This window comes from Oceanobacillus sojae, from assembly GCF_900162665.1.
Lineage (GTDB): Bacteria > Bacillota > Bacilli > Bacillales > Amphibacillaceae > Oceanobacillus > Oceanobacillus sojae_A.
Genome location: NZ_LT727812.1, coordinates 1,060,949 through 1,075,748 on the forward strand (window position 1 = coordinate 1,060,949; position 14,800 = coordinate 1,075,748).

Here is a 14,800-nt window from a genome sequence, read left to right on the forward strand (position 1 = left end):
TCATATGAAAATCTTGGAAGGTTTTCAATAGGTCAAAGGCTTTAAACTTCATGCTAAAAAAAGTATATTAAATTTAGAATTATATCATTTTTCCTATTAATTAACCTGTCATGATCTCATTTCTTCTATAATTAGTATGTTTCATTGACTACTCTCCTAAAGGAGTTGTAAAACACTTCTTTTTTCCTATTTTCCAAAGCCATTCTTTATTTAGCAGGATTTTTTGTTCTCCACTATGCAATAAGGCTAAAAGGAAGAATAGCGTTGAATCAGCACCAGGGTCATGGGATTGATACTCGCTCCAATTGAAAACACCTTTGCGAGCTACATCCAGTTACCCTGCGATAAACTAAAAAGAGGAGAATGCACCACACTCTCCCCTTATCAGCTACTTATTGATTGTTAAGTCAAAAAGATAAAATACAGTGCAAAAACAACAAACAGGACATACATAATCGGGTGTACTTCCTTCGCCCTGCCTTTGACAAGCATTGTAATTGGATAGAAGATAAATCCGATGGCAATACCAGTTGCGATACTGGCAGTTACCGGCATCATCAGTACGGTAAAGAAAGCCGGTACAGCAATCTCAAATTTATCCCATGGAATATCCTTTAAGCTGCTGGCCATCAGTACGCCAACAATAATCAAGGCCGGTGCTGTTACTTCATTCGTTACAACACTTAATAGCGGAGAGAAAAACAAAGCTAACAGGAAGAGACAGCCTGTGACAACTGCTGTAAATCCTGAACGTCCGCCAACACTTACACCTGATGTAGATTCTACGAAGGAAGTTGTTGTAGATGTACCGACAGCAGCTCCTACAACACTGGCAGAAGCATCTGCAAAGAGCGCTTTACCGGCTCTTGGTAATTTATTGTCCTTCATCAATCCTGCCTTTGTCGCCACTGCAACCAGTGTTCCTGCTGTATCAAAGAAATTAACAAATAAAAATGTCAAAATAACAATAAGCATCTGCATTGTAAAAATCTGATCAAAGTGAATAAAAGCTTGTCCAAATGTCGGTGCCAGACTCGGGGCACTGCTTACAACCCCACTAATACCGGATGGCACTGGAATTAATCCAAAAATCATGCCTACAATAGAGCTGATAATCATTCCATAAAAAATACCCGCTTTCACACCTACAGTAATCAAAATAACAGAAACAACAATTCCAAAAATCGCCAATAAAACCGGCGGGGATGTTAAATCACCAAGGGCAATAATTGTGGACGGGTCCGCCTGGACAATTTGTGCATTCTTCAAACCGATAAATGCAATAAATAAACCAATACCTGCTCCCACTGCCATTTTTAAACTTGGCGGGATTGCATTAATAATCGTTTCGCGGATTCCTGTTAAGGTTAAACCAATAAATATAATTCCTGAAGCTAAAACACCTGCAAGTGCTGTTTCCCACGGAACACCGAAGCCAATGACTACCGTATAAGTAAAAAAGGCATTCAGCCCCATACCAGGAGCAAGTGCTACCGGATATTTAGCAAGAACTCCCATCACAATGGAACCAAAAGCAGCCGCAATTGCAGTAGCTGCAAACACCGCTTCCTGATCCATACCCGCTTCTCCCAGAATACTCGGATTAACAAATAAAATATAAGCCATAGCTAAAAAGGTTGTTAAACCAGCTATAAACTCTGTTCGAAAATTCGTTCCCAGTTTTTCAAATTCAAAATATTTACTCATGCATTTATTTCCTCCATTTTCACCGGACTTTTTGAACGTTCTCTTTTCTAGAAAAGCTCCATAAATTTTATACAATGCAAAAAAACTCTTAAATTACTTAAGAGTTTCTATTGGAGCAGCGGATAATAATCCTCATTTTCAAAACAGATATTGAAAATTTAAGATTAGTCCTGCTGCGTAGTCAGACTATTTACGGCAGTCTGGTAGAAACTCTGGGCCATATCCCCGAAATTATACGCATTTCTATTAAGTTCACATTATAATATTACTAATCACCATGAAATTTGTCAATAAAACACGAACAAAAACTATACTTTATACCCCTAACATCCGTTGTTAGACTCCGAAGTGCAAAAATTCTAATGATAATCTTATAAGAGTTTAAATTTTATGAATTTATTAGTGCAATTATTTTCTAAAAGGGATTAGACAGCGGGCTTGTACGATTTTGGCAGAGTTAAAGAGTACCTGTCTTCACTGGACAGATACTCTTTCGTTGTAATGCTGTGAATATCAGCCTGTGCTAACTGGATGGACTTATCGTGTATTTTCTTATTTCAGGCGGCGTATAACTAGAAATAAACAATTCTATCTCTTCCACTGAATCGGAAAACAAAATAAGCTCTCTATCCTGCTCAGATAAAAACCCATGCTCTACCATTTCATCATAAAACCTGGCAAGGCTGTCATAGTATCCATTTTGATTGAAAAGAATACATGGATTCTGGTTTTGACCAACTCTTGCCCAGGAGATGACCTCTGCAATTTCTTCAAGCGTTCCCGGTCCTCCAGGCAGTGCTATATAACAATCCCCTAATGCAATCATTCTATTTTTTCTTACGGACATGGAATCAACAACTTCTAAAGTTGTCAGATTGGGATGACTTAATTCTCTTTCAACCAGAAAATCAGGAATGATACCAATAACTTCACCGTTATTTGCCAAAACTTCATCGGCAACCACACCCATTAATCCTGCTTTTCCCCCGCCATATACCAGCGTATTATTCTTTTCTGCTATCCATTTTCCAACTTTCCGTGCTGCGTCCTGGTAAGCCTGATCACTTCCAAGACTTGCACCGCAATATACGGCAATATTCATATCATCTCTCCTCCCCCAATCTATTCTAGCATAAGGAAACAATCCAAAAATAACAACATAACAGCAAAATCAGCTTATTCCATAAGCAGCTGGTCCAAACGGGCAAGCTGTTTTTTTAATACAAAATATTATACCAACTTTTAAGGAGGATTTTTATTATGGTTAAAATTTATCTTGATCCAGGTCATGGCGGTACAGACCCGGGAGCAGCCGGAAATGGTTTGCAGGAGAAAAATGTCACCTTATCGATTGCTTTAAAGACAAGAGATATTCTCACACGCGATTATGAAGGTCATAGTATACGCATGAGCAGGACAAGCGACACGACCCGAAGTCTTACGCAGCGAACAAATGATGCAAACAGCTGGGGAGCAGATTATTTTGTCAGTATTCATATTAATGCCGGGGGCGGCACTGGATATGAGGACTATATCTATAACGGGAGTGTGTCTAACAATACAGTAACATACCGCGATAAACTACATGCAGAGATTATGAAGCAGATCGACTTTAGAAACCGCGGTAAAAAAAGAGCGAATTTCCATGTGCTGCGTGAATCCAGTATGCCGGCAGTTTTAACGGAAAATGGCTTTATTGACACAGTTGCAGATGCAAATAAATTAAAATCGGATGCTTATCTTAATCGAATTGCCACAGGGCATGCAAACGGAATTGCTCAGGCTCTAGGGTTAAAAAGAAAATCTGGCGGTGGCGGCAATACGTATACTGTTAAATCTGGAGATACACTTTGGAGTATTGCCCAAGCCCATAATCTGACTGTGCAGCAATTGAAAAATTTAAACGGATTAACTAATGATACGATTTTTCCCGGCCAGGTATTAATTGTCGGCAGTGGCGGAGCTGTTTATTATACAGTTAAGGCAGGCGATACACTTTGGGGAATAGCGCAGCAATATAATACGACGGTCAGTGCGATTAAGAGTATTAATGGATTAACCAGTGATACTATTCAGCCAGGTGCACGATTAAGAGTGAAGTAAAGGAAAATATACTCCCGCTTCATGGCGGGGGTATATACATAGTTATTATCATCTCTTTATCGAACATATTCAGCAAATTTATTATAAGATTTTTCTGACTTAGTTATACTCCTACGAATCATCTTTTATATGATATTATAAAGACAACCTACTGTACCAGAAAGGCAGTGATTTACTAATGACATATGTTTTTGTCCACGGGCTCGGTCAAAATGCTGCAAGCTGGCAAAAAACAATAGAGTATCTAGATATGGATACACAACAAATCGTTTCACCTGACTTATTTTCACTACTTAAAGGTAGCGAAGTGGACTATCATAATCTATATAAGCATTTTTTCGATTATTGCGAAAATATTAATGGTCCAGTTCAACTTTGCGGACTTTCCTTAGGCGCAATCCTTTCCCTAAATTACGCAATAGACCTTCCAGAAAAAGTAAACTCTCTTATCTTAATTGCCGCACAATACACAATGCCGCGATTTCTTCTCTCTGTGCAAAATGGTGTTTTCCAAATGCTGCCCAATTCGATGTTTCAAAAAATGGGCCTCCCTAAAAAGGATGTGATTCAATTGACCACATCCATGAAGAAATTAGATTTCAGCCAGCAATTATCCGATATATCCTGTCAAACCCTTATTCTGTGCGGGGAAAAAGATAAGCCAAACAGAAAAGCAGCTGAACAGTTAAGCGGCCGGATCAGCGGTGCAAAACTGGAAATTATTGAGCAGGCCGGACATGAAGCAAATGCAGATAATCCGGAAGTACTGGCGGAAATAATTAAAAGTTTTTGGAACCGGACAGCTTCATCTCCAATTTAAAAAGGCTTCATAAAGCGGACTCTATCAAGTTCACCACTTTTATGAAGCCTTCTCTTTATAGAAACACCATTATCGCAATGCCTGTTTAATCTGTCTAATATAATAAAAACGGACAATAAAGAAATACACAATCTGAATGATTAAAAACAGTCCCAGAACTATAGCCGATTCCTTTACCAGACTGTAGAAAAACATATGGGACAGCGCCGTTAATGCTACTGCTCCATGAACCAGTGCAACTGCTATTGGCGCAAAGAAAAGAAGTGCAGTCTGTCTGTTTAAGACTTTCTTCAGTTCTTTTTCTGTTAACCCCATTTTCGTTATGGCCTGGAATTTTTTCTTATCTTCATCTAAATCGGAGTAAAGTCGGAAATAAAGAAAGCTTCCAGCTGATACGAAAAAGACGATTCCGATAAATAAGCCGACAAACAGGATGGGCCCATAAGCTTTATTTACTACATATTCTTCATACTGACCAATATGAATTCCTTCTGTAGACAACTTATCATCTAATTTTTCTGCCAGGCTTAAAGGAATCTCTTTATCCTCAGCTTCCTGCCAAGCATAATAATTTTCCTCTGCCGCAGATTCAGGCAAGTTCTCAAAGTCCTGGTCAGATACAACATAATACTCTCTATTAGAAGGCAATACATTGGATAATATCAGATGTTCCGGTTCTATAGCAGTATCTTCATCTAATTCAAGGACTGCATCTTTTAGCATATCCTCTTCCTGTACATCGGAAATGCTGCCGCCAATACCAAGCAAAATCATTTCAGGACTCACCAAAGCTGGTGCTCCATCATCTACCTGAAGTGTTTCATTATCACTTAAGTCCGCAATCCGGTTATAATCGGATTCTCTGGTAATAAAAATCCTTGGCTTATCAGGCAATTCATAGTAATGAAGCGTTATCTGTTCCTTATCCATATCCATATTTTCTTCCTGCAACGTTTCATCAATATAGGAGACATTTACTTCCTCATTTCCGGTTTCATAGTCCTGATAGGAAATCGTAGTTTGATACACCTGTTTTATTCCTGCGGTAAGATAGGACTGAAACCCGTACAATGATCCAATCGCACTGAAAGCAACGGTAGAAATAATTGCCACTAGGAAAAAGGATCTTGCATTATCCTTCATTCTAAAAGAAAGATCAGAGAAGAGAATCATATTTGTTTTATGCCAGAAAATATTCTCATTCTTTTTTAACCGCCGGATGATAAATACACTTAATTGCGTAAACAGAAGATACGTACCGATAATGACGACAAGGATAACCGGGACCATTGCAACAATCACCTTTAATCCATCGACTGTTAAAGCAACAGCATATCCCGTCCCCAGCAGAAGAACCGCCAGAATGGTTAAAAATAGATTTGCTTTCGGCTCACCCTTTGACTTCTTATCTCCTTTGATTAAATCAATCAATTTACGGCTCCGCAAAACATAAGATACAAATAAAGAAATCAGGAAAAATAACACCATAAAACAGCCAAAAGTCAGCAGAATAGGCTGCGTTGGAAAATAAAAAGGCAGTTCATTATCAATAATGAGTACATTTTCTGCAATTAATAAAATACCTTTTGAAAAAATAAGTCCTAACCCAATACCGCCAATTGTGGCCAGCAGGCCGATAAACATATTCTCCAAAAATACCATTGAGCGGATCTGCTTCATACTCATCCCTTGCATCATCAATAACCCGAATTCTTTTTTTCGTGATTGTAAGAAAGAACTCATCGAATAAAGCACAAAGAAAAAAGAAAATACATAGATAATTCCTGCAGCTACATTCATCCCAAAGCTGATGTAGGAATCCATATTATCTCCCGTCAGCTGTGGATGAGATGCAAATATAGAAAAAGTAAAAAACACCATTACCGTAAAAAGGCTTGTCAAAAAATAGGCAGCATATAACCGCTTATTCCGGACAACATTATTAAACGCGAACTGACGAAAAGTCATTGGAATCCCCTCCCATTAATGAGAGTGTGTCGATAATCTTTTGGAAAAATGCCTGCCGGTTATCTCCCCGGTGAATTTCCGAATAAAACTTCCCGTCCCGGATAAACACAACACGATTACAATAACTCGCCGCCTGGGGATCATGTGTTACCAAAAGCATCGTTGTTTTTTCCTTTTCATTAATTGATTCCAGCATTTCCATCACATCTTTGGAGGATTTTGAATCCAGATTCCCTGTCGGCTCATCCGCTAAAAGCAGCTTCGGCGTATGAATCATTGCCCGGGCAACAGCCGCTCTCTGCGCTTGTCCACCGGAGATTTCATACGTTCTTTTATTCATTATTTCTGTTATACCCAGCTTTGCAGCAATTTCCTTTGCTTTTTTCTTCATTTCACTTACCTTTTTACCATCGAGCGTTAATGGCAGCACCATATTTTCTTCCACGGTCAAGGTATGAAGCAAATTAAAATCCTGAAAGACGAACCCTAACTCCCGTCTGCGGAATTGCGCCAGCTTTTCTTTTTTCAGGCGATGCGGATCCTTTCCATTTATTAAAATTTCACCTGTAGTCGGTTCATCAATCGTAGCAATCATATTCAATAATGTCGTTTTACCGCTCCCGGAAGGTCCCATAATCCCTACAAATTCATTGTCCTCTACATTCAAATTAATATCTGACAATGCTCGATAGGAAACCTTTCCTTCATATACTTTACTGACCTGTCTTACTTTCAGCATAAAAATACTTCCTTCCTTATCATTTAATGTAACCTTAGTATATCGCTGTTTTTAAGGAAGGAACTATCGAAATTCCTTTCAGTTACCTTACATTGTTGTAAGGTTTTGCGTCTCTGAAAAAACAACCCGGAATGTTGTACCCTCTCCCACCTGTGATTCAAATTCAATACGATGATGGAGGTGCTCCACTGCCTCTTTTATCAAATACAGCCCCATCCCGGTAGATTCTCTGAATTTCCTGCCATTTTCTCCAGTGTAAAATGCATCAAAAATACGTTTCTTATCTTCTTCCGGAATCCCTACTCCAAAATCCTGCACTTCCAAAACGGCTTCTTTTTCTCTTTCATAGATAGAGATAAGAATCGAATTGCTTTTTCCTGCTGAATACTTTACTGCATTTAAGACAAGCTGGGTTAAAATAAAGAAAAGCCACTTTTCATCTGTTTGTACAGTCAACCCTTCTGTTCTTTCTTCCACTTTCGGATAGACTTTATTACGTATGTAGAATCGTTTATTTTCTCCATTTACTTCATGTACTAATGACTCCAGGTGAATCGGTTTGATATGAAAATCCTGTTCAATTGTCCGCAGTCTGGCCATATAAAGAATCGTATTTAAACCTGTTTTCATCCGCTCGGTTTCTTCTCTGATACTGGACGAATCCGGCTCGTCCAGACTCTGTGCAGTAAGCTCAATTACAGAGATGGGTGTTTTCATCTGATGCACCCAATGATCCATCTGTTTAAGATGCTCCTCTCTTTCCTTTCCAATCGTATTTATCTGCTGCTGGTAATGCTTATATTGGCTCCGTAAAAGTTCGTTCAAAGCTTCCGAAACCGGATGCTGGCCGCTCTTCTGCAATGATTCATCCAGTGTTTCTAAAGGTCTGCTTAATCGCTGATAAAATGCGCGCCGGCTGAAATATTGATAAAAAAGATAGCAGGCAAGGAGAAAGAAGCCGATAAAAATTGCATATAAAGCCGGCAGCAGATTCCGGTAACCATCCAGCCAATAAATAATCAAAATGGAAGCAAATTGTAATATGTTGAGAGCAATCAGCAGAGCATGCTCCTTAAAAAATAACCTCATTGCAAATCTCCTTTGAATCCTGAGACATTTTTCTAACTTTTAAATCCTGTTTGAATGTAAAATAAATATCATATTTTAAACATCACGACTTAGAAATACAAGCCTCTCAATTTCTTTAAAACCATTTCTCTTATAAAATTCTTCTGCAGGTATTCCTCTGTCGGTTAAAAGAGAAATAGTCGCCACCCCATTTGAACCTATTATTTTCTTCAAATAACCCATGAGCGCTTTCCCAATTCCTTTATTCTGCTGATTTGTGTCCACACACATCTCATTAATAAAAAACTCATCGCCGCTCCACCATACCCGCCGCGCTCCGAAAATAAATCCGACTATCTCGTTATTTTCAACTGCGGAGACACCCAAAAATCCTGGAGTCCGGTAAAAATCTGATAAATATTGTTGTGCTTTTTCTAATGTCCATTCATCATTCCACGGTTCTTCATTAAAAACCGTTAAGAATAATTTACTGCATATAATCAAATCGCCTTCTTCGACAGTTCTAAATTGCATGTTAACACTCCCTTTTTAGTTACATCATTCTTCATTAAGCATACTTTTCAGCCGGTAACCAACACCCCTGACCGTTTCAACACCATCCTCTATTCCTATGGACTGCAGCTTTTTCCGTACTCTTGTTATATTGACATTTAACGTATTTTCATCCACATAGGTCTGATCATCCCACAGCTTTTCCAGCAGATCTTCCCTGCCGGCAACACGCGGATAACGGTTCATTATTGTTTCGATGATGTCTGCTTCTTTTTTAGATAGAAATGTATCTTTTCCGGCAAAGGTTAACTCCAGACGCTCAGGTAAAAGCTTTAGACCTTCTACCTCCAAAAAACGTTCCTTAACATCCTGTGCATATTCTCCATAAGCACGGCGCAACTGGCTCCGTATTTTAGCCATCACAATTTCAGCACTGAACGGCTTTGTTATAAAGTCATCGCCGCCGTTCTCGAGTGCCATTACCTGATCCATCTCTCCCGTCCGGGCAGAAATAAAAATGACCGGGCAGGTAGACTCCTTGCGAATTTGTCTGCACCAGTAATAACCATCATAGCTTGGCAAATTAATATCTAAAAGCACCAGGTCAGGTTTTGAATTTTGAAAAACATCCATAATCCGTTCAAAATCCGTAACAAAAGCTACCTGATAGCCATATTTTTCAATATAATCCTGTAAGTGCTTCGAAATCTTCGGATCGTCTTCTACTATCATAATGGTTTGCATTTATATTCCCCTTTTATGTATGCTTTGTTTTTAATAATTATTGCATAGTTTGAAATGAACCACAAAAAAAGAGGAAGCATTTTCACCTTACAATTATGTAAGGTAACTGTAAGAATAAACGATTTTTACAGTCTGTCTCCTTCTTTACAATAAAGCTGAGAATAAAGAGTAAAAAGGAGTGTCACCAAATGAAAAAAGCAGTAAAGATATTGATTGGAATCCTCATTATATTTACAATTGCAGCGGCAGTCATCCAAAAGACAACAGCAGGCATTATTCCATTAACAGACTGGTTATTACAGCACCCTGTAGAAACCTATTACGTAGAGACATCAGAAGATAATTATGAAAAGCTGTGGACCGGGAAATATAAGTATGTCTTTCTAGGGTATAACGAAGAAGGCGATGAACAGCAAATTACAAAAGTGATGAATAAAGAGCTGCGGCCAAATGCTTTTCTGCGTATGGATGCATCGGGCAGCTATGGAAAGGGCTGGATTGAAGTCATGGAGGAGGATATTCCGGAAAAACCTTTAATGCAGCTGTATTAAGATCTAGGATCAAAAAATAAGATTATGAGGAGAGGCTAACCAAGCTAATCCCTTTTGGCAAAATGGAATCTAAAAACAGGAGTACTTCCCTTTTAAGGAAATACTCCTGTTATATTATTCCTCCGCATATTCGATTTCGAGAACCTCGAACCCGTTAGCTGTCTCTCTTACTTCTCATCTACTTCAAGATTTTCTCCATCTTCCAATAAATCTTGAGATTCTTCTGCTCCAGGCTCTGGATCAAGCTCTCCTTGTCCCACATCTTCACCTGCACCAGACTCCGGATAGATATTTTCCGGCCCTTCACTAAAATCTGGCGGATTAGGCGGTGCAGAAGCATTATTACTAATTCTGACCTCTACTGTATAAGTCATCGGTACAAATTCATTAAACACACCCATATCAACAACTGTTCCCTTTAGTTCTGATGAATCAACATACTTCACAATATAGTTAATATCAGCACCCTTTGATTTATATTGTTCATAGAACAATTTTGGCAAATCGCCTTCTGATTGGCCACGGAAATCATGTAAATATGGTCTGCCCTGCGAATACGTAACGGTAACACTTTTATCATCTTTGTTCGTCAGCTTCGTATCCGGTTCAACAGATTGTGAAATAAGCGAGCCATAGGCAACATCAGCGTGAAAAGCATGCTTCACCGTCACATTTAAATCCGGATAATTCATGGCTGCCTCTTCTGCAGTTAATCCAGAAAAGCTTGGAACGATTACAGCTTTACCTGCAGATACAACAACTTCCATCTTATCTCTTTTCGCAATTTTTTCGTCTGCGGCTTCACTTTGACTGATAATATTTCCTTCTTCAACACTGTCAGAATCAGCCTCTTCATAGGTCATCTCGACTTCATTCTTTTCTGCCCATTTTTCCACTTCTTCTTTAGCAACTCCAGTAAAATCAGGGATGGTAATATTCTTCTCAAAAACCTCTTCCCCTTTTGAATAATAAACAGCTGCACTATCTTTGCGCTTATATTCTGATTCTGCAATATTGCTATCCTTGATGGAAAATTTGATAAAGTCTCCAGCTTCTATATCATCACTATATTCTGTCACCATCTGCAGATTTTCTGCCTTATTTTCATCAATCCAGGTCTGTGCTTCCTCCTGGGTCATTTCTGAAAAATCAGCAAGCGGAATAATCTCTTCCGGGTCTGCACCTAAACTGCTGGTTAATTTCAATGCTTTCCCTTTTCTAATTCTGTCACCTTCAGCTACGCTTTGAGAAATAACCTGATTCGCATCATATTCCATACTGTACTCCTGCTCTAATTCAACCTCGACATCATTCTCGCCGGCCCAGGCACGGACTTCCGAAACTGGCTGGTCCACAAAATTTTCAACCTTTACATGAACAAGCATATAATAAATGAAGAAAATCAATAGACAAGCTAAAACAGACCCTGCAATAATCAGCCACATCCGCAGCTTCTTCTTCCTGCGGTAATCCAGATCAATCTCTACTTCCTCTTCCGCATCCTGCCGGCGGCTGCTTCTGGAGGAGACAGGCGCAGAAACCAGGGTGGTCTCACGCTTATGTACGGCTTCTTCCTTTTCCACAGCAGAAGCCTGTTCCTCCTGCTTCTGCTGCGTTTCTTTTTCTTCCTGCTTCTCCGTTTTCTTCTCTTCTTTATTTTTTATTTCCTTGTCTTCTTTTTCGTTCACCAGATCGTCATATTTATCTTTATTAAATTTTGATAAAAAATCACTCATAAGCAGACAGTACACCCTTCCTCAAACGGAAAGCCTGATCGGACTGCAGGGCGATTTCATTGGAGTGCGTTACCACGATGACACATTTCCCATGTTCATGTGCTAATCTTTTAAAGATATCAATGATTTCCTGCTCCATCTCTTCATCAAGATTTCCTGTCGGCTCATCGGCGAGAATTAATTCTACATTGGTTGCCAGAGCGCGGGCAATAGCCACACGCTGCTGTTCTCCTCCGGAAAGTCTGTTCACAAGGCGATCAGCTTTGTTTTTCACAATACCGATGTAATCCAGTAAGTTATAAGCAACTGTTTTTGTATCTTCCGGAATTTCATTTTCTGTAATAGACATTGGAACCAGTACATTTTCAACAGCTGTGAAAGTTGGAACCAGATTATAGCTTTGGAAAATAATTCCGACATTATTGCGGCGATACTTTTCGTATCCGATTTTCTTGATGTCTTCTTCGTTAAACAATATTTCTCCACTATGCGGCGAATCCAAGGCACTGAGTAATGATAGCAAGGTGGTTTTTCCCGAGCCGGACTGCCCTAAAATCGTATAAAACTTTCCCTTTTCAAAAGAGATCGATGTATCCTTTAATATATAACGGCGCTGCTCGCCATCCTGATAATAATAATTTAAATCCTTCGCTTCTAATATCATCATTTCACCTCTCTATTACATCAGTATTTTCTTTGGATTCAGCCTTACAATATATATAAGCGGAATAATAGTTGAAATTAAGATTGTTACCAGACCAACACCATAGAAGCCCAGAATATAACTGGAATTAAGCGTTACTTCATAGGAATCCATCACGTCATCTGCTGTCAAATCCGTACTAATACCTTCATAGTAATATTCTTCATAGTACTCATCTTTGTTATCATCGGCTTTCATCATCGTATCAGATACCTGCTGCGCGAGAAGATTTCCGCTGAATAGCGATAAGGTAATACCAACGACGGCAACGACCATAACCTCAATTAAAATCTGTCCAACGACCCTGCTTCTCTTCTCTCCCAGAGATAAGTAAATCCCCAATTCGCGTTTGCGGTCCCGTAAGAACAGTAAAACTACTAAACCAGTAATCAATACAGTTGCAATTACCGCAACAATTAAAACATATTTCGCTAATTTCGACATCGATTCTATCGGCCCTGCAATATTTTCGTACTGGTCACTTGCACTAATCACTGTATATAGCTCAGGCAGTAATGGTTTTACTTCTTCTGTAAATGCTTCAATATCTTCCGGATTATTCAAATAATAGATAGGTTCATAGTATTCAAATGATTCCTCTTCTCCTTCCATCATCTCAGCAAATTCTTCATCAGCCTTCATGTACTCTTCCCAGTTAAATTGCGATTCATCAATGACAATTTCATTAGGAACATATACTGTATTGTGATATTCCATATCATCCGTAAGAATCATCATGCCACTATCTGCATTTTCATCCGTTTCTTTCTTCGCTTCCTGAGGTTCAAATAAGCCAATTATCTCCAATACAACATCACGGGAGGTAACGAAATCTTCCTCGCCAGTCTCTTCGTCATAAGTATAAACCTCATTCGCTAAAGTGAAGGTATCTCCCACATGCAAATTATTTTCGTTTGCGAGTTTGTGAGAAATAATTGTCACAGATGTACCTTTTTCAATTTCATCATCTGTAAATACACGGCCATCTGTCAGCTCAGCTTTTCCTTCTTCAAAATCAATAACCGGGGCGTAGTTAATCCCCTTTAGTCTGAAATCCATACTTGGACCGTCAACAAAATAATCGCCATCCATTTCTTCATCCTGATAGCGTTCTACACTCTCTGATCCCATCCAGGTAGACATACTGTAATCATAATATTTTACATAAGAAAGATTGCCAATTTCTTTTATTAAATCAACATTGATCTCTTCTACATCTGTATCAGGCTTTGCTTCCCATTCATCGTAATCAATATCAATTGTTGCTGCCGTTCCAAGTCTCTCTTTAATAGTGGACTCTACATTTCCCGTTGCCTGCTGGATAGAAATGGCACCGGATATTAAATTCCCTAAAATAAAAATAACTGCCAATAAAATTAAAGACTTTCCTTTTTTTCTTGTAATACCTAGAAACCCACGCTTGATAAAATTCATTACTGACCCCCTCAACATAATATTGACAACGGCTTCTTTTAAAGGATAAATATTACATCTTTTTCAATGCAACTATCCAAATTCTCTCTCTAACGGAGCCGCTCACCTCATTCTAATTATTCATTTTTGTCATACTGTATTAATACATTAAGACACTCATCTAAATGTATTATATTCGTAATATAATAGAAATACAATAGTAATCTAGAAAATTATCCAAATTTTTCTTATCTTTGATATAAAAATAAAAAACTGTATCTATCATCCTAATAAATTTCAGTTATTTAACAGATACAGTTTTCTTATTCCAGGATGAACATGTTCTACATTATCCTGGTTGCATGTTGTTAAATCATCTTGAAAAGCAGATTGAGTATAGCGCCGCTCCGACCAACCACTACGCTTTCCATGGAGACGGCACGGCTTCAGCTAACTTGAAAAGAAAACCGCTTTTCAAGGGGATCTTCAGCTCACTCTGTTCCCATAGGAGTCTACGTGGTTGGTCTGCGCTCAGTTAGGATTCTACAGCGAATGAAAGGAATTATATCCTGATGGAGTTGGATGAAATAATCGCTTTTTGTTTGATGAAAAGATCATTTTAGTGTTTCAAATGGTTAATGTGGTAATTGAAACGATGACACACCGCACAACATAAATAGTAAATATCGGGAATAGCTCTTATGAACAGAAAGTAATCGTGATGGGACATTTTTA

Annotated in this window: 13 protein-coding genes and 1 riboswitch; of the genes, 3 read left to right on the forward strand and 10 right to left on the reverse strand. The window is 38.7% G+C overall.

Annotated elements, in window-relative coordinates; translation table 11 throughout:
• Positions 1-402 precede the first annotated feature (402 nt).
• Together BN1068_RS16080 and BN1068_RS16085 are read right to left on the reverse strand one after the other, a co-directional pair.
• Positions 403-1,707, reverse strand: coding sequence for an NCS2 family permease (locus tag BN1068_RS16080; protein ID WP_077603835.1), 1,305 nt, complete (start codon positions 1,705-1,707; stop codon positions 403-405).
• Positions 1,708-1,865: 158 nt separating this feature from the next.
• A riboswitch (purine riboswitch) is annotated at positions 1,866-1,966 on the reverse strand.
• A 264-nt stretch (positions 1,967-2,230) separates the two neighbouring features.
• Positions 2,231-2,809, reverse strand: a complete 579-nt coding sequence (locus BN1068_RS16085) for an LOG family protein (protein WP_077603836.1) — start codon at positions 2,807-2,809, stop codon at positions 2,231-2,233.
• A 158-nt stretch (positions 2,810-2,967) separates the two neighbouring features.
• Between BN1068_RS16085 and BN1068_RS16090 the strand changes: the two genes are divergently transcribed.
• Positions 2,968-3,810: an N-acetylmuramoyl-L-alanine amidase gene (locus tag BN1068_RS16090; RefSeq protein ID WP_077603837.1), complete on the forward strand. Its 843-nt coding sequence runs from the start codon at positions 2,968-2,970 to the stop codon at positions 3,808-3,810.
• A gap of 178 nt (positions 3,811-3,988) precedes the next feature.
• Positions 3,989-4,630 (forward strand): alpha/beta fold hydrolase, encoded by a 642-nt coding sequence (locus BN1068_RS16095; protein ID WP_077603838.1) that lies wholly within the window; start codon positions 3,989-3,991, stop codon positions 4,628-4,630.
• Between the two features lie 69 nt (positions 4,631-4,699).
• Here BN1068_RS16095 and BN1068_RS16100 read toward each other — a convergent pair whose 3' ends face one another.
• The 5 genes from BN1068_RS16100 to BN1068_RS16120 all read right to left on the reverse strand — a co-directional run bounded on the left by BN1068_RS16100 (position 4,700) and on the right by BN1068_RS16120 (position 9,662).
• Positions 4,700-6,598 (reverse strand): ABC transporter permease, encoded by a 1,899-nt coding sequence (locus tag BN1068_RS16100; protein ID WP_077603839.1) that lies wholly within the window; start codon positions 6,596-6,598, stop codon positions 4,700-4,702.
• Positions 6,573-7,337: an ABC transporter ATP-binding protein gene (locus BN1068_RS16105; protein ID WP_077603840.1), complete on the reverse strand. Its 765-nt coding sequence runs from the start codon at positions 7,335-7,337 to the stop codon at positions 6,573-6,575. Before BN1068_RS16105 ends, BN1068_RS16100 begins: the two co-directional genes overlap by 26 nt.
• Before the next feature lie 87 nt (positions 7,338-7,424).
• A complete protein-coding gene (locus tag BN1068_RS16110) occupies positions 7,425-8,426 on the reverse strand; it encodes a sensor histidine kinase (RefSeq protein ID WP_077603841.1) in 1,002 nt (333 codons plus the stop codon).
• A gap of 75 nt (positions 8,427-8,501) precedes the next feature.
• Complete coding sequence (locus BN1068_RS16115) at positions 8,502-8,939, reverse strand: GNAT family N-acetyltransferase (protein WP_077603842.1); 438 nt, start codon at positions 8,937-8,939, stop codon at positions 8,502-8,504.
• Between the two features lie 24 nt (positions 8,940-8,963).
• Complete coding sequence (locus BN1068_RS16120) at positions 8,964-9,662, reverse strand: response regulator transcription factor (RefSeq protein ID WP_077603843.1); 699 nt, start codon at positions 9,660-9,662, stop codon at positions 8,964-8,966.
• Positions 9,663-9,850: 188 nt separating this feature from the next.
• Here BN1068_RS16120 and BN1068_RS16125 point away from each other — a divergent pair, with 188 nt between their 5' ends.
• A complete protein-coding gene (locus tag BN1068_RS16125; protein WP_077603844.1) occupies positions 9,851-10,213 on the forward strand; it encodes a YxeA family protein in 363 nt (120 codons plus the stop codon).
• A 167-nt stretch (positions 10,214-10,380) separates the two neighbouring features.
• On the opposite strand, the gene BN1068_RS16130 is transcribed toward BN1068_RS16125, so the two are convergent.
• Genes BN1068_RS16130 through BN1068_RS16140 form a run of 3 tightly spaced genes read right to left on the reverse strand, consistent with a single transcriptional unit; the run spans position 10,381 to position 14,086 of the window.
• On the reverse strand, positions 10,381-11,949 hold the full coding sequence (locus BN1068_RS16130) for a PASTA domain-containing protein (protein WP_077603845.1): 1,569 nt from the start codon (positions 11,947-11,949) through the stop codon (positions 10,381-10,383).
• A complete protein-coding gene (locus BN1068_RS16135) occupies positions 11,942-12,613 on the reverse strand; it encodes an ABC transporter ATP-binding protein (protein WP_217697328.1) in 672 nt (223 codons plus the stop codon). The genes BN1068_RS16130 and BN1068_RS16135 overlap by 8 nt, the downstream gene beginning before the upstream one ends.
• Before the next feature lie 15 nt (positions 12,614-12,628).
• The gene (locus BN1068_RS16140; protein WP_077603847.1) at positions 12,629-14,086 is read right to left on the reverse strand and encodes an ABC transporter permease; all 1,458 of its coding nucleotides are present in this window, start codon (positions 14,084-14,086) and stop codon (positions 12,629-12,631) included.
• Positions 14,087-14,800: the final 714 nt, after the last annotated feature.